This is a genomic window from Pelagibacterium luteolum, from assembly GCF_900100665.1.
In the GTDB taxonomy this organism is placed as follows: domain Bacteria; phylum Pseudomonadota; class Alphaproteobacteria; order Rhizobiales; family Devosiaceae; genus Pelagibacterium; species Pelagibacterium luteolum.
The window spans coordinates 441,788-455,829 of the sequence record NZ_FNCS01000001.1 but is presented as its reverse complement, the minus strand read 5'-3'; the positions used below and the strand labels follow the sequence as shown (position 1 = coordinate 455,829).

The window sequence follows — 14,042 nt, the reverse complement described above, 5'->3', positions numbered from 1 at the left end:
ACAAGACTAGTGCAGGACGGCCAGGAGCAGCAGCGCGATGATGTTGGTGATCTTGATCATCGGGTTGACCGCCGGACCGGCGGTGTCCTTGTAGGGATCGCCGACGGTGTCGCCGGTGACCGAGGCCTTGTGGGCTTCGGAGCCCTTGTAGTGGACCTGGCCGGTGGAGTCGGTGAACCCGTCTTCGAAGCTCTTTTTGGCGTTGTCCCAGGCGCCGCCGCCGGCCGTCATCGAAATGGCGACGAAGAGCCCGGTGACGATGACGCCGAGCAGCATGGCGCCAAGGGCCGCAAAGGCTGCGGCCTTGCCGGCGATCAAAAGGACGACGACGAAGGCAACGATTGGCGAGAGGACCGGGAGCAGGGAGGGGATGATCATCTCCTTGATCGCGGCCTTGGTCAGCATGTCGACGGCGCGGCCATAGTCGGGCTTGGTGGTGCCTTCCATGATGCCGGGGTTTTCGCGGAACTGACGCCGCACCTCGACGACGACCGATTGGGCGGCGCGGCCCACGGCAGTCATCGACATGCCTGAGAACAGGAACGGCAGGAGACCGCCGAACAACAGGCCGACGACAACGTAAGGATCGGCGAGCGAGAAGCTCACCTCGCCGACGCCGAAGAAGAAATTGCCCTCGGTGGCGGTGCGGATGAAGTAGTCGAGGTCCTGGGTGTAGGCGGCAAAGAGCACGAGGGCACCGAGGCCGGCCGAACCGATGGCGTAGCCCTTGGTCACAGCTTTCGTCGTGTTGCCGACGGCGTCGAGCGCGTCGGTGTTTTTGCGCACTTCGTCAGGGAGGCCCGCCATTTCGGCGATGCCGCCGGCATTGTCGGTGACCGGGCCGAACGCGTCGAGCGCCACGATCATGCCCGCGAGGGCCAGCATGGTGACGACGGCGACGCCAATGCCGAACAGGCCGGCGAGTGAATAGGTGACGATGATGCCGGCGATAATGACCAGCGCCGGAAGGGCAGTGGCTTCGAGCGAGACGGCGAGGCCCTGGATCACGTTGGTACCATGGCCGGTGATCGAGGCTTCGGCGATGGAATTGACCGGGCGGCGGCCCGTGCCCGTATAGTATTCGGTGATCCAGATGATCAGCCCGGTGATGACGAGTCCGGCCACGCCGCAGAAATAGAGCGCCCAGGGGGTGAAGATCGTTTCGCCGACGGTGATCGAAAGGCCCATGTCGCCGAACATGATCCACATGACGGGGAGAAGGGCGATGAGCGAGAGCACGCCGGTGGCGATGACGCCTTTATAGAGCGCGCCCATGATGTTGCCCGAGGCGCCGAGCTTTACGAAATAGGTGCCGGCGATCGAGGTCAAAACGCAGACGCCGCCAATGGCGAGCGGGAGGACCATGCCGATCAACTGCAGTTCGGTGGGCAGGATGATGGCGGCCAGAACCATGGTCGCGACGATGGTCACGACATAGGTCTCGAACAGATCTGCGGCCATGCCGGCGCAGTCGCCGACATTGTCACCGACGTTGTCGGCGATGGTTGCGGGGTTGCGGGGATCGTCTTCAGGGATGCCAGCTTCGACCTTGCCGACCATATCGCCGCCGACGTCGGCGCCCTTGGTGAAGATACCGCCGCCCAGACGGGCGAAGATGGATATCAGCGACGCACCGAAGCCGAGCGCGACGAGGGCGTCGATCACCGTGCGGTCGGTGGGGGCAAAGCCCGAACCGGTCAGGAAGATGAAATACAGCGTGACGCCGAGGAGGCCGAGGCCGGCCACCAGAAGGCCCGTCACCGCGCCGGATTTGAAGGCGAGATCGAGACCGCCGGCAAGCGAGGTTTGCGCCGCATGGGCGGCGCGGACATTGGCGCGGACCGAGACGTGCATGCCGATGAATCCGGCGGCGCCCGAGAGCACGGCGCCGATCAGAAAGCCGATGGCGGCGTAAATGCCGAGCAGCAGCCAGGCTGCGATGAGGATGACGACGCCGACGATGGCGATGGTGGTGTATTGACGCTTGAGATAGGCGGTGGCGCCTTCACGAACGGCGCTCGAGATTTCCTGCATGCGCGCCGAGCCCGCATTGGCGGCCATGAGCGTACGCGTGGTCACGACGCCATAGACGACCGAAAGGACGCCACAGGCGACGATCAGCCATAGGGCCAAAGTCATAGTCGTATTCCCCTCACAAAAGTGATCCGCGACCAGCCGGGGCGACAGAGACTGCATGGCCCGGCGGGGCCGGATTTCTCCTCGTTATCGTGACCGGTCCCGCTTCCTCCCGCGGAACCGCCAAGCCCTCCGACGCATGCGACGGATTGGCGCAGGATAGGCGGAAGATCGCGGTGGTGGCAATCACCGGGCGGGGTTTATTTCGGTCAGTACTGCTGGCTTATTTGGGGCTATGTCGTTGAGGGGAAACAGAGACCGTGTGGCATCAGTATTGACCTAAATTTACAGGCTGACTTTTGGGCGCATGGTGGCGCGATAATTTGTGCGTGGCGGTTTCTGCGGCCGATCGGACGCACGTGGTTTGGGCCAGCGCAGCGCAGTATCCCGGGAATAAATCCCGGGATGACGTAGGGGTGGGGATGGAGTGGTGGCAGCTGCCAAGGCAGCGTGACCGCTTAAGCTAGCCGATCTGGCCCATCGCGGCCTGTTGCATCAGCGGATAGAGGATGACCAGGCGGATGAAGTAGATGATCAGGAACAGAATGATGGGGGAGATGTCTAGGCCGCCGAAATTGGGCAGCAGATTGCGGATCGGGCGCAGGAGCGGATCGGTGATCTGGTAGAGCGCGTTGGCGATGGTCGCCACGAACCGGTTGGACATGTTGAGGATGTTGAAGGCCAAAAGCCAGCTCACGATCACCTGGGCGATCATGATGAAGATGACGAGGCCAAGGACCAGGTCGATAAATTGCAAAAGTCCAAACAGCATCGGCAATGTCCTCGTGTCGTATGCGGCGGGCCGGATGTCCGGCGCAATCGGTGATCCTATCTAAGCGCTTGCGATAGTCGGGGCAAGTGAGTGCCGTATCGGTGCGCCTGGCAGAAAAAAAGAAAAGGCCGGTCGCAGAATACGCGCGCACCGGGCCTTTTGAAGAGTTCATCCGGTACGCAACACACAAAGACCCGGACAGGACTGGATATGCATCAAGCGTGCCAGAACGCATTTACCCAAGATGAAGCGTGGCGCGAGTAATTTGAGACAAAATGTAGGGATTGGGGCGGGGGAGGCGGGGCTGTTTTTCGCATTTTGCGAGGCAGTGCGTTGCGGAATGCGAATGTTTTGCAATGTGCGAGAGTATTCGGGCACTTGGGGGACGCCGGGAAGCGGCCGAGGGGGCGAGCATACTGGGTCCCGGATCAAGTCCGGGATGACACTGGGTGGGGAGGTGTTGAGGGTATCACAGCCTCGCGGGCGCTATCAGAAGTCTGGTGCGATGAAGGCAGGATTGGGAAGTAGGGGCCAGGCGGAAGAGGGCGGAGCCTATTGCTCGGTGTCGCTGCCTTCGGGATCGGGAGGGGTGGAGGTGCGGCGGGCCTGGTTGCGCAGGATGGTGCGTTGGCGAGCGGAAACGCCGATCAGTTCGGCAACGCGCCAGACCATGTTGTCTTCGAGCTCATGATTGGTGTCGTCGGCAAAGACCACCTGCCACATCATGCGCACGATATCGATCTTTTCGTCTTCCTCGAGCTGGGCGAGGCGCGAGGTGAATTGATAGAAATCGACGGCTTCGCGGTCGCGGCGGCGGGCTTCGGTGATCAGCTTTTTGACTTCGGATTCGTCGAGCCCGTAATGGTCCTTAAGCGCGTTGGCGATGGCTTTGGATTCGATGGGCGAAGCCGAGCCGTCGACGGCGGCGAGGTGAACCAGAAGGGCCGCCACCGCCAGCCGATGATCAAGGGGCTGGGAGGAAGAGCGCTCGGATTGACCGAAAAGGCGCGCGATCGACTCAAACACTGTGCAAGACCCTTTCGGTGGGCAACGGGGGGGAAATCTGAGGCGGACCTTATCAGGGCGCAAAACAGCCAGAAACCGCCCTTGGCGGGCTTGGGCGCAGGAATTTGCGGGTTGAGGATTTGCTGCCACAGGCAGATCGCGCGGCGTAAAGCACTGGGGTGAGGCTGCGCGCGGCGATTGCGCTTTAGGTGTTCAATCGCAAGACTTTATCGGGAAAATCGGTTCCCAGTTTTCCGGACTTGCTCTAGGGTCGCCGCGTCGGGGGCGGCAATGATAACAATTGGCGAGGGGTCGATGATCGCGGCTTGGGCGCTGGTGCTGGGCGGATTGGCGCGCGTCGCCGGGGAAATCATCGAACTTCTGGCTGGCCGGCACACGGGACCGAGCGGGCTGCTTGCCGCGCTCGGGCTGCTGCTCGTCGTCATCGGGTTCACAGGGCTTTGGACAGATGTCAGGACGAGCCGGCTCGGACGGGCGGCGGTGATCCTCATTGCCGTTGGTGCGCTCGTCTTCGTGGGTGTTGCGATCTGGTCGGTGAGCCAGGGGACGCTGCCTATCGGTGAAGTGGCGAGGACGCCGCAGTTCATCGGCGCGGCGGCGACGACTTTTGTGGGCGCGCTTTGCCTTGCGGCGTGGCTGGTCACGTCGTCGGTCTATCCGCGTTGGATCGGGCTGGTGATGAGCGCGGCCATCGGGCTGTCGCTGGTGAGCAGTTTTGTCGCGCTGCCAAGTCTCGTCCAACCGCTCATCGATATGGTAATGGCACTCACCTTCATCCAGCTTGGCCTTTCAATGGCCGAGCGCCGCAAGAGACACCGCGCAGACCCATGATCCTCATCTATGTGCTTTTGGCCGGAAGCGGGCTCTGGGCCTTTGGCGAAATCGTCATGCTGTCGAGTGGGCAGGCGGCGGCCTGGGCGGGGTGGATGGCCACGATCGGGCTCTACGTGGCCGGGGCCGGCATGTTCGCGCTCAAGGATCTGCCCGCCATGGCCAAGCCGGGACGGGTCGGGATCGCGCTCTCGGCGTTCGGCGCCTTCAGCTTTGCGACGGTCTACACGATCATCTTGACCGCAGGCGTCCTCGGGGCCATGGCGGACGGAACGATCGCGCATGCGCAGATGGTCTATACCCCGTTCTACCTTTTGGCGCTGGCGTTCGCGGCGTCGGGGCTGGTGAGCCTGGGGCTGCATTTTCGGGCCTTAGGCGACCGGGCGGGATTGGCCGGGGCGACGCTCTTGGCGATCCTGAGCCTGGGCCGGCTGATCCTTGCGGATGTGGCGGCCTATCACGAGGCGGTTTCGATCCTCGTTGCGGCCTATTTCTTCTGGCTGGGGATCCGGCTCCTGCGGCAGCGCGCTCGCTAAAGCGCGTCGATCGCCTTTGCGAGATCGACATCTTTTTGCGTAATGCCGCCCTTTTCGTGATTGACCAGCGCGATCTCCACCCTGTTGTAGCTATTGGACCAGTCGGGATGGTGGTTGGCCTTCTCGGCCAGAAGCGCAACGCGCGTCATGAAGGCAAAGCTCTGGGAAAAATCCTTGAACTTGAAGGATTTGGCCAGCGCGCCTTCGCTGTTTTCGGTCCAGCCGTCGAGCTCGGCGATGGCGGATTTGATCTGGCTGGCCGATAAAATTTCTGTCGACATCGTCGTGATCCTTGCTGAGACACGCTTGGGCGTGGCGATGGGATAAAGCCATTGTTTACCACACCGTCAAAACGCCCCTGCAACCAAGGGGTTTCCTAGCCATTGTCAACAACATATGCATAATGATGAGGTCATGATCGGCCTAGCTCTCATGGGCCGGGCCAACGAAACGCGATGCCAAACAGCCAGTCGCTACCAACACTCGACTATTTTTCGATCGTCGCGTCCTTGTACAAGGACCGGCGTGCCATGTTTCTTGGCACGTTGGCCAGCGTATTGGGGGCTCTGGCGGGCGCGTTCCGTGCCGACTCCACGCTGCTGATCGTCCATGCTGGGCTCTTGGCCCTGCTGCTTGTGTCGCGCGATTTCAACATGCGCGCCTTTGCCAAGGCGAAAATCGACCCCACCGATCTCGGTGCAGCGCAACGCTGGGAAAAGCGCGCGCTGTTTTTCGGCTATTTCGCTGCCGTGGCCTATGGCAGCTGGGTGTTTTCCTCGATCGTTTTCGTCAACGATTCCTTTGCCGAACTTGTCGCGATCACCGTGACCGTAGCGGCGATGGTGGGCATCGTTACGCGCAATTACGGGCACGACCGGCTGATGACGGTCCAGATTTTGGGCATGGGCGGGCTTATGGTGCTCGGGCTTCTGCTCAAGGGCGACATCTATCACATGCTGCTCGCCAGCCTGTTTTTGCCGATGCTTGTGAGCTTTCGCTCGCTGGGCAAGGACGTGCGCAACAATCTGCTCAATGCCGTTCATGACCGGGTGGCGGCCTCGCGACTGGCCAGCCAGCTCGATACGGCGCTCGAGACCATGCAGCACGGGCTGTGCATGCTCGACGAAAACGGGGTGATCGCGCTGGCCAATGACAGGGCGCAGCAGACCTTTGCCGGCATCGCCGACGGCACCTGGGTGGGGCAGACATTTTCGGATCTGCTCGACGAGGCCATCGCCAAGCGGGCCCTGCCGCGATCGACGGCAGAACGGCTCAACCGGATGATCGCCAACCAGTCTGGCGGGAAGATCATCATGAAGCTCTCGGGCGATTTCCATTGCGAGGTGACGGTATCCTCGCGCGGGGACCGCACGGTGCTGCTGCTCGAGAACGTCACTGCGCGGATAAGGGCGCAGGAGCGCATCAACTTCATGGCCCGCTATGACGGGCTGACCGGGCTGCCCAACCGCACCTATTTCACCGAGCAAGTGGACGCAGACCTTGCCGCGCGGCAGCGGACGGCGCGGCCGGTGCTGCTGGCTATCGTCGATCTCGATGACTTCAAGCATATCAACGATACGCTCGGACATCTCGTTGGTGACAAGGTGCTCTCGGAGACTGCGACGCGCATCCAGTCGGTGATGAACAAGAACTCGCGCATCGGGCGGTTCGGGGGCGACGAATTCGTGCTTTATCGCAGCGTCGATGCCGATACCGATACCGACAGCGACAGTGTCGAAGCGGAAGTGTCCGCCATTCTCGATGCCGTGGCCAAGCCCTTGACGGTCAAGGGCGAGCGTATCGACCTGCGCGCCTCGATCGGGTATGTGGTGCACACTGCCGAACAGGTGGCGCTCGATGATCTGATCAGCCGCGCCGATCTGGCCCTCTATAATGCCAAGGCGCATGGCAAGGGCTATCACCAAGTGTTCGAAGAGGTGATGGACGAGGAGTTCCGCTATCGCCAGCGGCTCAAGACCGATCTGGCCGACGCGATCGCAAACAATCAGCTGCGGGTGGTCTATCAGCCGCTGGTCGACCTCAAGACGCGTCAAATTGCAGGATGCGAGGCCCTGACGCGCTGGACCCACCCCGAACTGGGACCGATCCGTCCCGATGTGTTTATCTCGCTGGCCGAAGAGGTCGGGCTGGTATCAGCCATTACCGATTTCGTTCTCAAGACAGCGACTGCGGAATGTGCTTTGTGGCCGGACACGCTTTCGGTCTCGGTCAACGTGTCGGCACGCGACCTGCGTGGAGAGGGCCTGCCCAAATCGATCAGCCGGGCGCTTTCCGCTAGCGGACTTGCGCCGTGCCGGCTGGAAATCGAGGTGACCGAGACCGCGTTGATCGAAGAACGGGTGATCGCCGCGGCCCGGCTCAAGGAACTGGCCGATCGCGGCATCGGGATCGCGCTCGACGATTTCGGCACGGGGTATTCTTCGCTCTCCTATCTGCACGAAATGCCCTTCACCAAGCTCAAGATCGATCGCGCGTTCATCGCCGATATCGCCACCGATCCGCGCTCGCTCAAGCTGATGGCCAATGTGGCGCGGCTGGGCAAGGATCTCGATCTGGTGCTGACGGCAGAGGGCGTCGAAACCGAAGCGCAGCTGGCCGTGCTCGCCAACGAGACCGAGGTCGACCAGGTGCAAGGGTTCCTGTTCGGCATGCCGTTGCCGGGTCCCGAAATCAGGGCGCTGATCGCCCGAATGACCCGCGACGCCCGCGGACCGGATTTGCGGCTGGCCTATTCAACCAGTTCAGTTCGCGACTGATTTTTAGCCATTATAGTGTTTTGACCTGTCGACGTCCGATCACGACGCGGACGGCCGATTGGGCTGAATGGCGTTTCGCTTTGCATTTTATTTAATTTTGGTTAAAGTTTGGCATGCTCGTGTTCGAGGGGCCGCTTTCTGACCTCAAAGTCAGGTGCCTGAGCCGCCCGAGAGCTTGATGTTGTGTCGCGTTGGATCGGCAAGAGGTGATGGACCTTTGCCCCGTGCGTACAAGGGGGTCAGTCATGCGTACCGAAGCCGCGCCCACTACGGGAACCAAAACCACCCGTTTCGCCACTGCGTTGATGGATATTCTCGACCGCGTCGAATATCGCCGCGTCAACCTTTCCGAGTTGACCGATCCGGTATTCAAGCTGCGCTACGACGCGTATCGGCGCGAGGATTTCATCCCCGCCAATGCCGACGAGATCGCCTCGGACGATCTCGACACCGTCCCCAACGGGATGTGCTACGGGATTTATATCGATGGGCAGTTGGTAAGTTCGCTGCGGTTGCATCATCTAACCGCCGAACACCGTCATTCGCCTTCGATGACGGCTTATGCCGATATTCTGCACCCCATGCTCGACAAGGGCATGCATTTCGTCGATCCCTCGCGGTTTACCGCCGATCGGGACGCCGCGCTTGCCTTTCCGGCCCTGCCGTTCCTGACATTGCGCCTAGCGGCGATGGCATGCGAATATTTCGTGCCCGATTATTGCCTGTCCTCCATCCGGCAGGAGCACGCGGCGTTTTACAAGCGCGTGTTCGCCTCCCAAGAATGGGCGGGGGAGCGATTTTTGGGCGGGGGACTGAAGTTTCCGGTTCGGCTCTATGCGGCAAGCTATACGGCGATCCGCGACAATGTCGCCGACCGGTTCCCGTTCTTCATGTCGACGCCCGAGGAACGCGAAAAGATGTTCGGTGACAATCCCGACGCGCACTTCCTGGGACTTATCCAGCCGACCGCGCGGGCAGCCGCACTGTCGGAACAGCGGTTCGCACCGGAGGCTGCAGAGTAAGATCGGGATAAGTGGTGCCGCTTACGTGACTCGAACACGTGACCCCATCATTACGAATGATGTGCTCTACCAACTGAGCTAAAGCGGCATTGGGTTCGAACAGGAACCGCGCGTCTTTTACTGATGGTCGCAAAAAGGCGCAAGAGGTTAGCCGCGCCCGAACGTCAAATTGCTCCCGAACCTTACGATTTTGCGCCACCCCGGCTGACGCGTTTGCGGCTGGGGTGGCGATTCTGTTTACCGCACGGTGGCCGGTTCGGCGGGCGTGGCGGATCCTTCGATCGCGGGCGGGGTGGGCTCGGGCTCGGACTTTGCGATGGCCAGAGGGGGCTCGTGCGACTCAAGCGGGACTTTCCACTCGAAGGCGTCAAGCCGGTTGGTGACCGGTGAGGCGGGCGCCCATTCGTCGGTGGTGATGCCATCGGCGGTCCAGGCGGGATCGGCGGGGGCGCGTACGGCGCGGGAGAGCCATTCGCGCGCCTTGCCCTGATCGCCGGACTGGCCCTCTTCGATTTCGGCCATCAGAAGGCACATATTGCGGGTCGGGGTCTTGCCGACAAAGGGCGCGAGCGCGTTGCGGGCGGCGCTCCATTCATAGGCATCGATGGCGGCGCGGGCCAGGACCATGGCCGAAATCGGGTGGCTCTCGGGGCTTTCCACCAAGGTCCGAATCCGTTTGAGGCGATCGACCGCCGAGGCGCCGGGTTTGACGTGGGCGTAGAGCGTTGCGATGTCGGGATGGAAGCTGGCGCGCCAGACGCGGCGCAACAGCGCCGAGGCGCGGCGGGTGTCGGCCTTGTTGATGAGAACGCGGGCGGCGACGAGCGCGGCGGGCACGAAATCGGGAATCGATTTCATGGCGCGGTTGGCATGATCGAGCGCCGCGTCGGGCTGGGTTTCTTCCAGCGAGAGGGCAAGCGCTGTTTCGAGGACGCCTTCGCGGCGCTTTTTCGCAGCTTTCTGCGCGCGGGTGCGGGCCGGCAGCGAGGCGCTCATGGCCAGCGCATCTGCCCAGGCGCCTTTGGCGGCCAGATCGTCGAACACGGCTTCCGATGCCCAATCGAGGCTGGGGGAAATGGCCAGAGCTTTTCGCGCGAAGGTGATGGCCGCTGTCGTGCGATCCTGCTGGCGCGCCTGTTCGTAAAGGCCCGAGAGGGCAGCAAGCGCCGTGCGGTCATTGGTGATGAGCGCGCGATAGTGCTCGCGGGCCGAGCCCAGATCGCCAAGCGCCAGTTCGGCGCGGGCTTCGAGAAGCTGGGCCGCTGGATTGTCGGGCAGTTTGGACTTGGCGTCGCGGGCCAGCATGCGGGCGCGGGAAAACTCGCCGGCCTGAAGCGCGATCATGCCGTCTGAGAGCGCTTCGATGCCGGCTTTTTCCTTGCGGCGCGCATTGGCGCGGGCCAGGGCCGAGGGGGCGCCGATCACGCGTCGGATAATGGCCCAAAGGGCGATTGCGACGATGATGACGGCGATGACGATAAAGATCGCCGTGCCGAGCGAAGGCGTGAGGCGCCAGCCGGGGGCGGTGATTTCGACCGTGCCGGGGACGGAAATTAGCCAGGTGACGCCGAGCGCCAGGACGAGCGATAAAACGAGATAGGTAATGAGGCGAGTCATTGGGCGGCCTCCGGCTGGGTGGAGGCGGGATCTGTGGCGCGCGCTTCTGAGAGAAGCGTGGTGGCGGCGATGGCGTTATCGAGGTCCGTGCCAAAGCCACCGGCAGCCGATCGCATGGGGTCCGGCAGGGCTGAAAAGTTCTCCTGCGCCGCAGCGAGATCACCTGTTTCGAGCGCGGTTTCGACGCGGCCGACCGTAGCTTGGGGGCCGTCGCCATCTGTGGGGCGCAAGGCGATTGCGGACGCCGCCTGATCGAGCAGGGATTGTGCCCAATTGGCCTCGGGGTCCTGGGGGCGTGCGGCGAGGATCGCGGGGATCGCCGTGCGGAAATCGGCCAGCAATTGGCTCGATGAAGAGACCCCGCTGGCGGCCAAGGCGCGTGCATCCTCGGGCACTGACAGATTGGGCAGGAGGCTTTCGGTTTCGGCGAGCTGGCTGGCGAAGGGGGCGCCGGAATTTATCGCGTCTTCGAGGGCGTCGAGGGCCGCGGGAAGTCGGGCGAAGCGGTCACGATCTGCTGAGACCGCATCAAAGGCCGGCTGGTCGACGATACGGGCGTCGAGATCGTCGAGCCGGGTCTGCGCGTCCTCGACGGCTGGCGCGATGTCGGCGATCTGCGGTTCGATAGCGCCAAGGCGCTCGGTAAGCGTGGCGAGGTCTTCGGAAAGCGCGTTGATCTGGCCAGCGATCTGGCTCGATTCATCGCCTGAAGCGCCGGCGGCGAGAGCGTCGAGACGGGTCGAGATCTCCGCGATCTGACCCGAAAGCGCATCGAGATCGGACTGTGCGGCCAGGCCCTCGGTGGCGGGTGTGGCACCGGCGATTTCGTCGAACCGCGTGGCGAGGTTGGATTCGAGCGCGTCGATGCGCGATGTCGCGTCGGCGGTCTGGGCCTGTTGCTCGCCGATGGCTTCTTCGATCCCGGCAGTTCGGGATTCGAGATCGGCGAGGGCCGAGGGGTCGGTGTTATCGGTCGCGGGCCACATGCCGAAACTGGCGAGGCCATAGGCCAGTGCGAGCCCGATCAGCGCGCCGGCGCCGGCCGTTGCGGCGAGAGGCGCCAAAGGAACGGTAGGCGGTGCGCTCCGCGATGGGGGGAGCGATGCCGCGCCAGACGGACTGGTGGGTTTGGGGGCCTCAGGCTTTGGGGCGCCGGGATTTTGGGCGTCGGGTTTTGCGGGGTCCGCCTTGGGAGCGTCAGGTTGCGAGGGGGTGGGGGTTGGCTTGACGGCCTCGGACGTCACTGTGCTCGGTTCGGCCCCCCCGGGTTTGGGCGTGGCCTCGCTCGCGGTGGCAGGCGCCGTAGGACTGGCTTTGGCGGCAGCCTCGGCGGGTTTAGGCGCTCCAGACGCGCTTGCGGTCGGGGTGGAAGGTGCTGGCGCGTCCGGTTTGACGGTGCCGGACGCTGTAGCGTCAGGGGACGTCTTGGGTGTGGTGGTGTCGTCACTGCCGCCGGCGCTGCGCGCCTTGGCGTCGATGATCGGGGGTTTCACCGGTCCGGACTTTTTATCGGCCATCAAGCCTGCCTCTTGGTTGGGAGTGGGCGTTTTCGGTTTCGTCGGCTCAGTCTTCTATCATGAACTGATTTGATCGCGGGCAAAAGCCAGCGCCAGGACCATCATGGCCGCGTTGGATGGATAATCGGCCAGGCCGATGCGTACGAAATGGTTCTCGATCAGGGGTTCGGCGATGTTTTCGGACAGGCAGAGACAGGAGAGCTTTCGTCTCACGGGATCGAAATCGGGGTTGTCGAGGAGAGCGGCAAAGGTTTTGGCGGTGCGACGGGAGTAGAAGACTGCGCCATCGATATCGCCTTGGCGGAGGCGTGTGGCCAAGGGGACGGGGAGGGCGGTCGCTGCCTGCATCTCGTAGAGAATAATCGTTTCCACATCGATGCCGTGTGGGGCAAGGAGGCCCGAGAGATCGCCGCTCTGGTGGTGCGGCGCTGCGTAAAAGATGGGGCCCGTCGGGCGCGCGGCGATGACCGTTTCGGCCAGATGGTGGAGGGTGCCTTCCGAAGCGGTGACGGCGGCAAAGCCGGCATTACGGGCTTCAACGGCGGTCTGGTCGCCGACCGCATAGACGGGCAAATGGGCGAAGCGTTCGCCATCGGGATGGGCGGCAAGCGCCCGGATGGCGTTGGCGGAGGTTACGACGAGCGCGGCAAAACCGTCGGCCGAGGGGAGAGCCGGTTTTAGGAAACGGGCTTCGAGCATCGGCACGATAATGGGATCGAGACCGAGCGCTGCCAACCCGGCCGCCGTGCGTTGGGCGTCGGGTTGGGGGCGGGTCACGAGAATCGTGCGCTTGAGCATCGATCAGCCTGCTTTGAGGCTTGCGATGAATTCGGGGCCGGCGTCGGCGAGCAGTTTTTCGCCCAAGCGGGTGCCCAGATCGATACCGGCGTCGGCGTCGGCGATCATTTCGGCTTCGAAGACCTGCGCGCCATCGGGCGAGAGGAGCTGGCCGAACAGCGAGAGTTTGCCATCCGAAAGCGTGGTCAGCGCGGCGATCGGCGTGCGGCAGGAGCCGTCGAGGACTTTGAGGAAGGCGCGCTCGGCCTCGACGCGGATGCGGGTATCTGGGTCATCCAGCATCGCGGTCATGGCATTGGCGGCGCCGTCGTCGGCGCGCGTCTCGATGACGATGGCGCCCTGGCCGGGAGCGGGCGGGAAATGGGCAACATCGAGCATATGGGTTACGCGGTGTTCTTCGCCCAGGCGGTTGAGGCCGGCCATGGCGAGGAGCGTGGCATGGGCGACGCCGTCGGCGAGTTTTTTGAGTCGCGTCTGGACGTTGCCGCGAAATTCGACGGTGCGGAAATCGGGGCGGAAGCGCTTCATCTGGGCGCGCCGGCGAAGGGAGGACGAGCCGATGATGGCGCCTTCGGGCAAATGATCTGGGCTTTTGGCGATGAGCGACAGGAAGGCGTCACGCACGTCCTCGCGGGGCAGATAGGCGGGGAGCGCCATGCCCTCGGGGATCGTGGTCGCGACGTCCTTTGCCGAATGGACGGCAATGTCGATATCGCCATTGGCGAGGGCGATTTCGATTTCCTTGGTGAACAGGCCCTTGCCGCCCACCTCAGAGAGCGGGCGGTCCAAAATGATGTCGCCGGAGGTCTTGATGACTTTTATGGCGATGGTGCCGGGCTCTAGCCCGTTGAGTGCAATCAGGCGGTCACGAACCTCTTCGGCCTGTTTCAACGCCAGCGGGGAGCCGCGGGTGCCGATGGTGAGGATCGGGGTCTGCTCGGGAGATTGCAATGTGGCCTCGCCGGTGTAAGAGAAGGACATAAGTAACGCGCGGGATGCGGTTGGCGATC

At 63.0% G+C, this 14,042-nt stretch carries 12 protein-coding genes and 1 tRNA gene; 4 read left to right on the top strand and 9 right to left on the bottom strand.

Features of this window, described 5'->3' with window-relative positions; all coding sequences use genetic code 11:
• Window positions 1-6: 6 nt before the first annotated feature.
• From BLR31_RS02150 to BLR31_RS02140, 3 genes are all read right to left on the bottom strand, one after another.
• Window positions 7-2,139: a sodium-translocating pyrophosphatase gene (locus tag BLR31_RS02150; RefSeq protein WP_090590695.1), complete on the bottom strand. Its 2,133-nt coding sequence runs from the start codon at window positions 2,137-2,139 to the stop codon at window positions 7-9.
• 460 nt (window positions 2,140-2,599) lie between these two features.
• Window positions 2,600-2,905 (bottom strand): YggT family protein, encoded by a 306-nt coding sequence (locus tag BLR31_RS02145; protein WP_090592025.1) that lies wholly within the window; start codon window positions 2,903-2,905, stop codon window positions 2,600-2,602.
• 555 nt (window positions 2,906-3,460) lie between these two features.
• Complete coding sequence (locus BLR31_RS02140) at window positions 3,461-3,934, bottom strand: tellurite resistance TerB family protein (protein WP_176762467.1); 474 nt, start codon at window positions 3,932-3,934, stop codon at window positions 3,461-3,463.
• A gap of 270 nt (window positions 3,935-4,204) precedes the next feature.
• Here BLR31_RS02140 and BLR31_RS02135 point away from each other — a divergent pair, with 270 nt between their 5' ends.
• Both BLR31_RS02135 and BLR31_RS02130 read left to right on the top strand, forming a co-directional pair.
• The gene (locus BLR31_RS02135; protein WP_143009293.1) at window positions 4,205-4,765 is read left to right on the top strand and encodes a hypothetical protein; all 561 of its coding nucleotides are present in this window, start codon (window positions 4,205-4,207) and stop codon (window positions 4,763-4,765) included.
• Window positions 4,762-5,301, top strand: a complete 540-nt coding sequence (locus tag BLR31_RS02130) for a hypothetical protein (RefSeq protein WP_090590683.1) — start codon at window positions 4,762-4,764, stop codon at window positions 5,299-5,301. Before BLR31_RS02135 ends, BLR31_RS02130 begins: the two co-directional genes overlap by 4 nt.
• On the opposite strand, the gene BLR31_RS02125 is transcribed toward BLR31_RS02130, so the two are convergent.
• Window positions 5,298-5,582 carry a 4a-hydroxytetrahydrobiopterin dehydratase gene (locus BLR31_RS02125; RefSeq protein ID WP_090590680.1) on the bottom strand — a complete coding sequence of 95 codons (285 nt, stop codon included), beginning with the start codon at window positions 5,580-5,582 and terminating at the stop codon, window positions 5,298-5,300. The genes BLR31_RS02130 and BLR31_RS02125 overlap by 4 nt on opposite strands.
• Window positions 5,583-5,756: 174 nt before the next feature.
• On the opposite strand from BLR31_RS02125, the gene BLR31_RS02120 reads away from it, so the two are divergent.
• Window positions 5,757-8,078 (top strand): putative bifunctional diguanylate cyclase/phosphodiesterase, encoded by a 2,322-nt coding sequence (locus BLR31_RS02120; protein ID WP_090590677.1) that lies wholly within the window; start codon window positions 5,757-5,759, stop codon window positions 8,076-8,078.
• A gap of 245 nt (window positions 8,079-8,323) precedes the next feature.
• Complete coding sequence (locus tag BLR31_RS02115) at window positions 8,324-9,100, top strand: N-acyl amino acid synthase FeeM domain-containing protein (protein ID WP_090590675.1); 777 nt, start codon at window positions 8,324-8,326, stop codon at window positions 9,098-9,100.
• 12 nt (window positions 9,101-9,112) lie between these two features.
• Here the strand turns inward: BLR31_RS02115 and BLR31_RS02110 are convergent.
• The 5 genes from BLR31_RS02110 to hemC form a co-directional block, all read right to left on the bottom strand.
• Window positions 9,113-9,188, bottom strand: a tRNA-Thr gene (locus tag BLR31_RS02110).
• A 149-nt stretch (window positions 9,189-9,337) separates the two neighbouring features.
• Window positions 9,338-10,717: a heme biosynthesis protein HemY gene (locus tag BLR31_RS02105; RefSeq protein ID WP_090590672.1), complete on the bottom strand. Its 1,380-nt coding sequence runs from the start codon at window positions 10,715-10,717 to the stop codon at window positions 9,338-9,340.
• Window positions 10,714-12,234 (bottom strand): hypothetical protein, encoded by a 1,521-nt coding sequence (locus BLR31_RS02100; RefSeq protein WP_143009292.1) that lies wholly within the window; start codon window positions 12,232-12,234, stop codon window positions 10,714-10,716. The genes BLR31_RS02105 and BLR31_RS02100 overlap by 4 nt, the downstream gene beginning before the upstream one ends.
• 57 nt (window positions 12,235-12,291) lie before the next feature.
• Entirely contained in the window at window positions 12,292-13,032 is a 741-nt protein-coding gene (locus tag BLR31_RS02090; protein WP_090590662.1) for a uroporphyrinogen-III synthase, read from the bottom strand.
• 3 nt (window positions 13,033-13,035) lie between these two features.
• Window positions 13,036-14,013 carry a hydroxymethylbilane synthase gene (hemC, locus tag BLR31_RS02085; protein ID WP_090590658.1) on the bottom strand — a complete coding sequence of 326 codons (978 nt, stop codon included), beginning with the start codon at window positions 14,011-14,013 and terminating at the stop codon, window positions 13,036-13,038.
• Window positions 14,014-14,042: the final 29 nt, after the last annotated feature.